10 protein-coding genes are annotated in these 11,429 nt (G+C 38.4%); 6 read left to right on the plus strand and 4 right to left on the minus strand.

Translation table 11 applies throughout. The annotated features are described in order from the left end of the window. Positions 1-6: 6 nt before the first annotated feature. Positions 7-891: an NmrA family NAD(P)-binding protein gene (locus AC04QZ_RS06840; protein WP_478357126.1), complete on the minus strand. Its 885-nt coding sequence runs from the start codon at positions 889-891 to the stop codon at positions 7-9. Positions 892-972: 81 nt separating this feature from the next. Between AC04QZ_RS06840 and AC04QZ_RS06845 the strand changes: the two genes are divergently transcribed. Continuing rightward, positions 973-1,326 carry a winged helix-turn-helix transcriptional regulator gene (locus AC04QZ_RS06845; RefSeq protein WP_478357127.1) on the plus strand — a complete coding sequence of 118 codons (354 nt, stop codon included), beginning with the start codon at positions 973-975 and terminating at the stop codon, positions 1,324-1,326. 143 nt (positions 1,327-1,469) lie between these two features. Here the strand turns inward: AC04QZ_RS06845 and AC04QZ_RS06850 are convergent, their stop codons facing one another. After that, on the minus strand, positions 1,470-1,793 hold the full coding sequence (locus tag AC04QZ_RS06850) for a DUF493 family protein (protein ID WP_478357128.1): 324 nt from the start codon (positions 1,791-1,793) through the stop codon (positions 1,470-1,472). 303 nt (positions 1,794-2,096) lie between these two features. After that, the gene (locus tag AC04QZ_RS06855; RefSeq protein WP_478357129.1) at positions 2,097-2,219 is read right to left on the minus strand and encodes a hypothetical protein; all 123 of its coding nucleotides are present in this window, start codon (positions 2,217-2,219) and stop codon (positions 2,097-2,099) included. A gap of 680 nt (positions 2,220-2,899) precedes the next feature. On the opposite strand from AC04QZ_RS06855, the gene AC04QZ_RS06860 reads away from it, so the two are divergent. Then, entirely contained in the window at positions 2,900-5,203 is a 2,304-nt protein-coding gene (locus AC04QZ_RS06860) for an ATP-dependent helicase (RefSeq protein ID WP_478357420.1), read from the plus strand. Positions 5,204-5,405: 202 nt separating this feature from the next. Here AC04QZ_RS06860 and AC04QZ_RS06865 read toward each other — a convergent pair whose 3' ends face one another. After that, on the minus strand, positions 5,406-5,825 hold the full coding sequence (locus tag AC04QZ_RS06865) for a hypothetical protein (RefSeq protein ID WP_478357130.1): 420 nt from the start codon (positions 5,823-5,825) through the stop codon (positions 5,406-5,408). Positions 5,826-5,951: 126 nt separating this feature from the next. Here AC04QZ_RS06865 and smc point away from each other — a divergent pair, with 126 nt between their 5' ends. The 4 genes from smc (at position 5,952) to AC04QZ_RS06885 (ending at position 11,386) form a co-directional block, all read left to right on the plus strand. Further along, entirely contained in the window at positions 5,952-9,491 is a 3,540-nt protein-coding gene (gene smc, locus AC04QZ_RS06870; RefSeq protein WP_478357131.1) for a chromosome segregation protein SMC, read from the plus strand. Between the two features lie 288 nt (positions 9,492-9,779). Continuing rightward, positions 9,780-9,989, plus strand: coding sequence for a DUF2281 domain-containing protein (locus tag AC04QZ_RS06875; RefSeq protein WP_116252798.1), 210 nt, complete (start codon positions 9,780-9,782; stop codon positions 9,987-9,989). Next, positions 9,989-10,399, plus strand: a complete 411-nt coding sequence (locus AC04QZ_RS06880; RefSeq protein WP_478357132.1) for a type II toxin-antitoxin system VapC family toxin — start codon at positions 9,989-9,991, stop codon at positions 10,397-10,399. The genes AC04QZ_RS06875 and AC04QZ_RS06880 overlap by 1 nt, the downstream gene beginning before the upstream one ends. Positions 10,400-10,411: 12 nt before the next feature. Beyond that, positions 10,412-11,386 (plus strand): M28 family peptidase, encoded by a 975-nt coding sequence (locus tag AC04QZ_RS06885; RefSeq protein ID WP_478357133.1) that lies wholly within the window; start codon positions 10,412-10,414, stop codon positions 11,384-11,386. Positions 11,387-11,429: the final 43 nt, after the last annotated feature.

Here is an 11,429-nt window from a genome sequence, read left to right on the forward strand (position 1 = left end):
ATTCAATTAATCCTGGTATGCCGCAGCAAACTCAGCCGCAAAATCTTTAAGCTTAATGTTACCTAAAACGGGCCTGTTTTTATAATAATCTACAAAAAGTTTATTGCTTCTTATCGCATCGCCCATTTCTACGTAGTTTTTGGCTATTTCTTCCGGTAAACCCGCTCCTACCATTCCGTTAAATGCATCTTCATCGCTAAATTCTATCCATGGTAATTCCGGCTTAGCGACTGCAGTACCTAATATTTTTGCAACATCGGCTGGCGTACTTTCATCATCACTGGCGACATACTGTACGCTTTTACCTGTAAAATTACTTTCCAATACTTCAGCGGCTACCTCAGCAATATTACGCGGATGCACCAAAACTAATTTTGCATCAGCACCAAAATTAGACCCTAAAATGTTTGCCTGTTTAACCATATCAATATTGGCTAAAAAGTTAATGTAGAAATAACCAGCACGCAAATGTTTTACCTCTACCCCATTTAATGTAGCAAAAATATTTTCTACATCGTGTAATCCGGCAATAGGACCAGTTCCATCCGGCAGGTCTGCACCTACGCTACTTAAATTCACTACTTTTTTAACACCTGATTCTTTAATGGCAACAGCATAATTTTCGCCAATACTTTTAATATATGCCCTAAATTTTGGTACTGCAAAATTCGGCGGAACCATGGTGTAAATGGCATCAGCGCCTGAAAAGGCCGCTTTTAAAAATCCGATATCGCTTACACTACCAATTAATGGTATTGCGCCCAGCGATTTAATTTCTTCGGCTCTGTCAGCGTTGCTGCTAATAATTTTTACTTCGTGACCTTTAGCTACCAATATTTCGGCAAGTGGCTTTGTAATATTACCTGTTGATCCTGTTAATGTTATTTTCATGATTTTTTGTTTTTAAATATTGAATACAAAGCTATATTTGTACTTACTTTTATACAAGTACTTACCCCAAAGTATGTAACTATGACAGCTGTTAAAGAAAGTTCGACCCGTAATTTTAATAAAGGCATAGCGCTAACCAGCTGCCCTGTTACTTTTGTAATGGAAAAAATTGGTGGTTATTGGAAACCGATTATTATTTTTCATTTAATGAGCGGACCAAAACGCTATAGCGAGTTAAAACGTGCAATACCACAGATCACCGAAAAAATGCTTATACAACACTTAAAGCAATTGCAAAATGATGAACTTGTTCATAGAGATGCGCAAGCAGTTGTTCCGCCGGTAGTTACCTACAGTCTCACAACATCGGGGCAGGATCTTTTTGAGGTCTTGGATTCAATGGTAGATTGGGCCGTTAAAAACGGATCGGTTTAACCTTGATAGGAACTCCTTCTGACTATCTTTAATTAGGAGGAAGATGCTGAGCAATAGGTAGCTTATAAACTTTGACGTAGCGGTTAGCCAAGCCGCTACGTGTAAAACCAATATTTTACTGAAATTATTTTATACGTACGGGACTATAAGATCATTATTCCCTTGATGTTTCCTACTTGTTTATAAACAGCAATCACCTCATCAGCATTTTGCATGATCTTTTTTACGGTAATGGAAACATATTTCCCGGTTTTTGAAGCATGCTCAATAAACTCATCATCAGGCAAAACAGCACGTAAATCTTGTATTTTGTCTAGTCCGCCTGTAATAATAAATTTAAAATTGTACACACCCGGAAATTGCTCAACACTTTCCAGTTTCTCTTTTAAATTGGCATAAATATCTGTATTTGTTCCTTCGGGGATATCAGTAAACTCGATATCCTTATTTATTTTTTTCTCTTCCATTACGAAAGCATATCAAATTCTATACCCAAATAAATAGGGTGCAATTCTGACAGAATTTAAATAAATACAGGTTTGGCTTTTCTAAAAACCGATGGAGCAGATTTACCATAGCCATATTAGCCCCCAATAAAATAAGGGCCATTTTACCATATAAGATAGATAAGGGCCATATAAGCCAATGCAGGATAGATTCTGACCACGAAGTAGCTATTAGACACTTAATAAGAACAGCTAATAAAACAAGTTCAGAATGACGAGTCACAAAATAAACTATGGGTTTTATACCCCTAATAGTAGCACAAACTAAATTTTATAAACCTTGGCGAAGCGGATACCGGCCTGGTGGGCAATGCCTGTAGGCGTATGAGCAAAGCAAAGGGCTACCGAGGCCGATGAAATACAGGTTTGGCTTTTATATAAACCCATGGAGCTGATTTACCATAGCCATATTAGTCCCCAATAAAATAAGGGCCATTTTACCATATAAGATAGATAAGGGCCATATAAGCAATACCGGATAGATTCTGACCACGAGGTAGCTATTAGACCTAAACTTAATAGAACAGCTAATAATACAAGTGCAGCATGACGGATTATAAAAATCGGGTATCATTTCGACTGCAGCATAGCGGAATAGGAAATCTTTGAACGATGTTAATAGATCTCTCCACTCCGGTCGAGATGACGATACCGCTCAGCCTGTCATCCTCACGCTAAGTTTTTCTAAAACTGAGATCACAGAATGACGAGTCACAAAGTAAACTATGGTTTTTACCCCCCAAATAGTAGCACAAACTAAATTTCATAAACCTTGGCGAAGCGGATACCGGCCTTGTGGGCAATGCCAGCAGCAGTATGAGCAAAGCAAAGGACTACCGAATGCTATGAAATACGGATGTAGCTTTCCTCAAAATCAATCAAAACAAGTTCTTTTTACCATGTTAGGCTATAAGTTTCAACAAGTCTAATGGCATGATTGATTCTGAAACAAGTTCAGAATGACGAACCGTTAGGACGACCGATTAGGTTTTAAACTAATTACTAACAACTTTGGCAAAAAGCGATAGGAATTGTTATTTTTGAACCTCAAAAAAACAGGAGCCGATTTGGATTATTTAGCAGGATTAAACCCACAACAAAGAGCAGCAGTAGAGAACACAAAAGGACCAGTAATGATTGTTGCTGGTGCAGGTTCGGGCAAAACCAGGGTAATTACATTTCGTGTAGCCCACCTTATCCAAACCGGTACCGATCCATTTAACATTCTGGTTTTAACCTTTACCAACAAGGCGAGTAAAGATATGCGTGAGCGTATTAGTAAAGTGGTTGGTGCAGAGGCAAAGAACATTTGGATGGGTACTTTTCACTCTGTTTTTGCGAAAATTTTAAGGGTAGAGGCCGAAAAAATCGGTTATCCGAGCAATTTTACCATTTATGATACGGATGATAGTAAAAGTGTAATCCGTGCGATTTTGAAAGAAATGCAGCTGGATGATAAATTATATGCAGCGAACTTTGTTTTCAATAGAATTTCATCAGCTAAAAATAATTTAATTTCCTGGGGCGAATATCAGGCTAACGACCAGATACAGGCCGAAGATATCCAGAATAAACGTCCGTTGATTGGCCAGATTTACGAAACCTATGCCAAACGCTGTTTTAGAGCCGGCGCCATGGATTTCGACGATTTACTGTTCAAAACCAATATTTTATTGAAAGAACATCCGGATGTTTTAAATAAATACCAGCAGAAATTCAGGTACCTGATGGTGGATGAGTATCAGGATACCAACTTTTCGCAGTATACCATTGTGAAAAAACTGGCTGCTGCTTATCAGAACATCTGTGTGGTAGGTGATGATGCACAAAGTATTTACGCCTTCCGTGGTGCAAACATCCAGAACATTTTAAATTTCGAACGCGATTATCCTGATTTAAAGGTTTATAAATTGGAGCAGAATTACCGTTCTACCCAAAATATTGTAGATGCAGCCAGCAGTATTATTGCCAACAATAAAAACCAGCTCGAAAAAAATGTTTTCTCGGATAATGAACCTGGCGACCGCATTAAGGTTTCGCGGGCTTTTACCGATAACGAAGAAGGTAAATTAGTTGCCGAAGCCATTATTCAGGAGCGCAGTACTAAAGGTTACCAGCACAACGATTTCGCCATTTTGTATCGTACCAACGCACAAAGCAGGGCTATGGAGGAAGGTTTGCGCAAATTAAACATCCCTTACCGGATATATGGCGGTCAATCTTTCTACCAGCGCAAAGAGATTAAAGATTTAATTGCATACTTCCGTCTAACCTTTAATCCGAAGGATGAAGAGGCTATAAAGCGTGTCATTAATTATCCTAAGCGTGGTATTGGCGATACCTCTATTGATAAAATTATTGTTGCGGCAGACCAGCATGGAAAAACCATGTGGGATGTAATTTCGAATGCACACGAATATGTAGATGGGCGTTTAGCCAATCAATTGAACGATTTTGCGATGATGGTGCAAAGCTTTCAGGCAGAGGCAAAAAAGCTCGATGCCTACGATACTGCTTTATTTATTGCCCAACATGCAGGTATTTTAAAAGAATTATATACCGATGATAGTGTTGAAGGACGTGCGAGATACGAAAATATTCAAGAATTATTAAACGGTATTAAGGAATTTGCCGAGCGCGAAGACATTGAAGAAAAAGGTTTGGATATCTTTATGCAGGATGTTGCCCTTTTAACCAATGATGATAAAGATGGCGATAAGAATAAGGATACGGTTTCTCTAATGACGATCCACTCAGCCAAAGGTTTGGAGTTTAAAAACGTATTTATCGTAGGACTGGAAGAAAACCTGTTCCCCTCACAAATGTCGTTAACCAACCGAACTGATTTAGAGGAGGAGCGCCGTTTGTTTTATGTGGCCATCACCCGTGCCGAAGTGAAACTGACACTTACTTATGCTACTTCCCGCTACCGCTGGGGAACTTTAACCAACTGCGAACCAAGCCGTTTCATCAACGAAATTAGTCCGAAGTTTTTAGAATTGGATGTTAAACCAGCCAAGTCGAACAGTTTTGAAGGTAATTTTGATGATGACCGCAAAACATGGACCTCGCAGCCACGCGATTTCTTTAGCAAACCGAAACCAGCAGCCGGCGCAACTACTTCTGCCCCACCCGCCCGTCCGAAAACAACCTCGCTACTGGCAAAAGCACATGTGCCAACGCCTGGCTTTACTCCATCGCAACCACATGAATTTCAAGGCGGTATGGAAGTGGAGCACGAAAAATTCGGTTTCGGAAAAATTATCAGCTTAGAAGGAACTTTGCCCGATGTTAAGGCAACTGTATTCTTCCAGGGTTTAGGTAATAAACAGCTATTGCTTAAATTTGCCAAGCTGATGATTGTAAAATAAGGACAAATTTCCATTTAGCCACGGAAACTCAGCTACACAGAAAATTAACAAAGATTCATCATCCTGACCCGATTTTACATCGGGTAAGGATTTTTAATAGATAAACCTTAATAGATGCTGAATCAAGTTCAGCATCACGATCGCTTTTGAAAATTGCATCCAACACTATACCCTCTGCGCTTTCTCTCTGCCTTCTCCACTTTTAATAAACAGACCGGTCTTCGAGAAATTCTCCAATCTTGAGTGTAATTAATTGTTCACGATCCAATGATTTAGCTTGTACAATCCATTCATCTGTCACCTCAATAACTTCAACCACAGTACCAAAAGGAAAAAATTCGCCTTTATTGTCAACTGTAATTTTCACCTTTTCTCCTACCCTTGGCTCTTTGAAAAATAATTGATTTCCGACTATACTCAGTCCTTCAATTTTTTCTAAATCTGATAAAAGATATTTTCGGTAAGGTGATTGCGGATTTTGTGAAACCAGGACAAAAGACTGCGTCTCGATTTCATATTGAACCTGCATTTTATAGAAAAATTTACCCCGAATTTTGTCTCCCAGATAAATTTTCTCTCCTTGTGCAGTAAGGCAGCCTGTGTAAAAAGATTCTATATTCATAAATTAACTGATAAGATCTGATTTTCCATCGTAAACACCAAATATGACTTAAAATTTTAGAATGCTTATCTTGAAAAACCACAAAATTATCCTTATTATTGAGGTCGGTTCTCCCGATTACAAACCATGCAACTTACTAGGTTAGAAATTAAAGGTTTTAAGAGCTTTGGCGATAAAGTGACCATCAATTTTAATGAGGGTGTTACTGCTATTGTGGGGCCTAATGGTTGTGGGAAATCAAATGTAATCGATGCCATGCGCTGGGTTTTGGGCGAGCAGAGTACCAAAGCTTTACGTTCAGAAAAGATGGAGAACATCATTTTCAATGGGACAAAAAACCGTAAACAAGCGCAGCTCGCCGAGGTTTCATTAAGCTTTGATAATACCAAAAATATCCTGCCTACCGCCTATTCGCAGGTTACTGTTACACGTAAACTCTATAGAAACGGCGATAGCGAATACCGTTTAAACGATGTTCAATGCAGGTTAAAGGATATTACCGACCTTTTTCTGGATACCGGAATCGGCTCTGATAGTTATTCCATTATCGAGCTTAAAATGGTTGATGAAATTATTACCAACAAAGAGCATAGCCGCCGTTCTTTATTTGAGGAAGCATCGGGAATCTCAAAATACAAATTACGTAAGAGACAGACTTTCAGTAAGTTAAAAGACACCGAAGCGGATTTAGAACGGGTGGAGGATTTACTTTTCGAGATCGAAAAAAACCTTAAAACCTTAGAAAATCAGGCTCGTAAGGCCGAACGTTATTATAAGTTAAAAGAACAATACCGCGAACTGAGTGTTCAGTTGGCTACGCACCGTATAGCCTTCTTCCGTACCGACTTAAATGCTTTAGAAACACAGGAGCAAAATCAGCAGGTAAACCGGACAGAACTCAGCAACAAAATAGATACCGGTGAAGCCGAACTACAAAAGCTTAAACTGGGTAGCATTAGTCAGGAAAAGAACCTTTCCGTACAACAAAAGGCCACAAACGAGTTTGTTTCCAAAATCCGTGCTTACGAAAGTGAGAAAAAAGTAAAGAACGAGCAGATGCGTTTTTTACAGGAAAAAGAAACCCGTTTATCTGGCGAGCTCGAAAAAGATAAAAATCAGGTTAACCACATTAAATACAACATCAAACGTTTAAATGAAGAAGTTTTAACAGAAACCGAAGTTTTTAACCGATTGGAATCTGATTTAAAGCTGCTGAAATCGACACTTGATACTTTGCGGGAGCAACAACAAACGGAGAAAAACAGGATTGATAACCTGATTAAATCGGTTAACGAGTTGCAAAACAACGTATATCAGTCGCAAAAGGAAATTGATATCCTGAATATCCAAAAAGATGCCCTGGTACAGGAAACTAACCGAAATGTGGATGATACCGAAACCAAAACCTTAGAGTTAAAAGCTTTCGATCATGCTTTAGCCGAACTTGATATCCAGGTTAGGGAAAAGCAAGCCAACATTAAAAACCTGACGGAGGCTGAAGAAATTTTAAAGGAAAAACTGGCTGCTTCAGAAATCAGCCTAAGTTCGAATAAGGAAAAGCTGACGGCCGAAAACCGTAAAAAGGATGCCAAACAAAACGAGTATAATCTTACAAAATCGCTGGTTGATAGTCTGGAAGGTTTTCCTGAATCGATCCGCTTTTTAAAGAAAAACAACGCTTTTGCTAAAAGTGCCTTGCTCCTTTCTGATATTTTATTTTGTAATGAAGATTACCGCATTGCCATAGAAAATTACCTCGAACCGGTAATGAACCATTATGTGGTTGATCAGTATGCAGATGCCGTTCAGGCGATTAACCTCTTAACCGATGCCAGTCGCGGACGGGCTAACTTTTTCATTTTAGAAAATGTTCCTGATAAAAATCCGGTTATTGGTACACATGAAGGACTTGTTTCGGCTTTATCGGTAATAGAAGTCGACAAAAAATACCAACACCTGTGCAACCTGCTTTTACAAAATGTGTACATCGCAGTGGCTGAGCAGGAAAATTTATTTAAAGTCACGCCAACCGAAAGTTTAACCATTTTGGCTAAAAACGGGAAATATGCCCAAACCAAATTCACTTTAGCGGGTGGTTCGGTAGGTTTGTTTGAAGGTAAAAGGATTGGTCGCGCCAAGAATTTAGAAAATCTGGCTAAAGAAATCAAGGCTTCAGAATCGTTGATTAATCAATATAATGCGGCGATAAAAGCCGAAACTGATCAAATATTTGAGTTAAAAGAAGCTTCAAAAATCAATCAGATTAATGCCCTGCAACAAGAAATGAACCGTTTAAACAACGAACACATTTCTGTGCAAACCCGTCGCGACCAGTACCAGGAATTTATTACAACCAGTGAAAACCGCAAAACAGACATTGCCCAAAAGATTGTTTCGATAGAAAAAGCCTTGTCTGAAAAATTGCCTGCATTGGTTCAATTGCAAAAAGACCAGCAAGAAGCGCATGTTAATTTACAGGAACAGCAACTGAATTATCAGGAAATTGCCGACCAGGTAAACGAAAGTGCAGGTAAATACAATCAGGATAACATCCGTTTTCACCAGCAACAGAACAAATTATCGGGTTTAGAAAAAGATTTAGATTACCGTTTTGTACAGGAAGAAGCATTAAACAAACGCATCGCTCAAAACGACAAAGAATTACAAGAAGCACTGACTCAAATTACGGCAACCTTACAACACACCGATCTTAACGATGATACGCTTTTAGAAATGTATCAACAACGTGAAGAGATGGAAAAAGGGCTTGCAGAAGCCGAGCAAGCCTATTTCACAAGTAAAGGGAGCATTAACGAGGTTGAAAACGACCTGACCAATATCCGTAAAAACCGCGAAGAAACCGATTTCTTATTAACGGAAATCAAGGATAAAAAAAATGCTTTAAAAATCGATCTGAATGCCTTAAAAGAACGTTTAGCTGTCGAATTCAATATCGACATTAACGATCTTTTAGAAACAGATACCGAAATTGAAGCTTTAGAAAGTGAATTTGATCTCCGCCAAAAGGTAGAGCGAATGAAACGCCAACTGGACGAATTTGGTGCCATCAACTCAATGGCCATGGAGGCCTTTAAAGAAATGGAAGAACGTTACACTTTCATCCAGAACCAGAAAAAGGACCTTAATGCAGCCAAAACCGATCTTTTACAAACGATTAAAGAAATAGACGATACCGCTAAAGATAAATTTATGCAGGCCTTTACCCAGGCCCGTGAGCACTTTATCGTGGTTTTTCGCTCTTTATTTAACGAAGAAGATAGCTGCGACCTCATTTTATCAGACATCAATAATCCGTTAGAGGCTGACATTGATATTATAGCACGTCCGAAAGGGAAAAGGCCTTTATCGATCAATCAGTTATCTGGTGGAGAAAAAACTTTAACGGCTACTGCCCTACTGTTTTCACTTTATCTGTTAAAACCTGCTCCTTTCTGTATTTTCGATGAGGTTGATGCCCCATTGGATGATACCAACATCGATAAATTCAATAATATTATCCGCAAATTCTCTGATCAATCGCAGTTTATCATTGTATCACATAACAAACGGACCATTGCCAGCACCGATATTATTTATGGCGTAACCATGGTAGAACAAGGTGTTTCGAGGGTTGTAGCGGTCGATTTAAGGGAAGTAGCGGCTTAAAATCTTAAAGATAAAAGTAGAAAGACCAAAGCAAAACCTACCATTTCTATCTTTGCCAGGAGGCTTTTCAGCCGACAGCCTGCCCCGACTTTCGGGAAGCAATCGATTTTGTAATTAAGATAATGAAAGCTACTACCACTGGCTTCTTCAGGCCTGCTGTACACTATAGTCCCGACTTTACGCCGGGAGCTGCCGTTTCCATCAGGTTTAGAAACGCAATACCGTAAACTAAACAGCGTTTGAATAGCATAATGAAAAAATGTATATTTGTTATAACAACTTAAGGATATGTTAGCTACAGTTAAAGGATATTACGAAAAAGGAAAGATAACGTTGAAAGAAAAAGCACCTGTACAAACAAAAACAGAGGTTATTGTTACCTTTCTTACAGATGAACAACCAGCTATCTTAAAAAGAATTCCGGGTGCGCTGAAAGGTAAAATATCAATCCCAGACAATTTTAACGATCCTCTAGATGATTTAAAAGAGTACATGTAATGACATCTAATTACTATCTTTTAGATACACATTGCTTACTTTGGTTTCAGGAAAACAGTCCAAAAATCCCAAAAAAAGTATTGGATATTATTCAAAACATAGAAAATATCGTTTACTTTAGTCAAATTAGTTTATTCGAAATCTCAATAAAACAATCTCTTGGTAAACTTCCCAATTTCAGTGTAACTGTTGAGGACATTTATAATCAAGCACTTTTAGATGGTTTTACGTTTTTATCAATTGAAAATTCCTCAATTTTCAATTATAATAGCGTCCCATTGTTGAATGAACACAGAGATCCATTCGATCGGTTAATAATTTCTTCAGCGATACAACAAGATGCTACCTTATTATCCGCCGATGAAAAATTCAAGTTGTATCCAACTATTTTAAAATTGTTTTGGCAGTAATCTATTATAACCATGAAAATCCTATATATCCTTCCCTTAGCCATAATGCTAAGTTGCTGTTCATCAGTAAAAAACCAAAATAATGCCACATCTGACAAGTTGGATACCCAATTACTAAAAGATGTTGAGGTATTATCATCAGATGCCTATCAGGGTAGAAAAACCGGAACAAAAGGCGCTGAGATGGCCAGGGCTTATATTATTGAAAGATTTCAAAAATTAGGCTTAAAATCTTACCCTCAACACGTAAACTATGCGCAGGAGTTCACTTTTAATGGAAGAGGCAATGCCAAAATAAATGGCACCAACATCTTCGGCTACATACCAGGCAAAGGAAGCAATGTTATTGTGGTATCTGCCCATTACGACCATTTAGGCGTAGTAAAAGACGAAGTTTTTAATGGTGCTGATGATAATGCATCAGGAACTGCAGGATTATTAAAAATTGCCGCTTATTTCGCCAAAAACAAACCTAACAACACCATCATTTTTGCTTCTTTCGATGCCGAAGAAATGGGGCTGCAAGGTGCAAAAGCATTTGTAGGCAATCCACCTGTACCCATTAACACGATTGCCATTGATCTGAACATGGATATGATCAGCCATAGTGATAAAGGTGAACTTTATGTATGTGGAACTTTTAAATACCCTGATTTAAAGAAATATGTAGATACGACTAAAACCAATATCAAACTACTTTTCGGCCATGATGATCCTAAACAAGGTCATGATGATTGGACCAACCAGAGCGATCAAGGAGCTTTTAACGCTAAAAATATCCCCTTTTTATACTTCGGTGTAGAAGATCATAAAGACTACCATAAAGCGACAGATGAATATGCGACCATTACTAAGCCATTTTTCAGTCATGCAGCAAGTGCCGTATTAGATGTGGTAAAAAGTATCGACAAACAATCAGGTTTACAACAATTGTTAAAAGATAAAATGATCATGATGGACAATCCAAAAAGATCAGAAAAGTTTTAATAAACAATACAAAATAACCTAAACCTGCCCTATGCGGCAGGTT

Source organism: Pedobacter folensis (assembly GCF_056490665.1).

Coding starts and splice junctions, on each gene's coding strand:
- AC04QZ_RS06840 (WP_478357126.1), bottom strand. CDS start 891: ATGAAAATAACATTAACAGGATCAACAGGTAATATTACAAAGCCACTT.
- AC04QZ_RS06845 (WP_478357127.1), top strand. CDS start 973: ATGACAGCTGTTAAAGAAAGTTCGACCCGTAATTTTAATAAAGGCATA.
- AC04QZ_RS06850 (WP_478357128.1), bottom strand. CDS start 1,793: ATGGAAGAGAAAAAAATAAATAAGGATATCGAGTTTACTGATATCCCC.
- AC04QZ_RS06855 (WP_478357129.1), bottom strand. CDS start 2,219: ATGGGTTTATATAAAAGCCAAACCTGTATTTCATCGGCCTCGGTAGCC.
- AC04QZ_RS06865 (WP_478357130.1), bottom strand. CDS start 5,825: ATGAATATAGAATCTTTTTACACAGGCTGCCTTACTGCACAAGGAGAG.
- smc (WP_478357131.1), top strand. CDS start 5,952: ATGCAACTTACTAGGTTAGAAATTAAAGGTTTTAAGAGCTTTGGCGAT.
- AC04QZ_RS06875 (WP_116252798.1), top strand. CDS start 9,780: ATGTTAGCTACAGTTAAAGGATATTACGAAAAAGGAAAGATAACGTTG.
- AC04QZ_RS06880 (WP_478357132.1), top strand. CDS start 9,989: ATGACATCTAATTACTATCTTTTAGATACACATTGCTTACTTTGGTTT.
- AC04QZ_RS06885 (WP_478357133.1), top strand. CDS start 10,412: ATGAAAATCCTATATATCCTTCCCTTAGCCATAATGCTAAGTTGCTGT.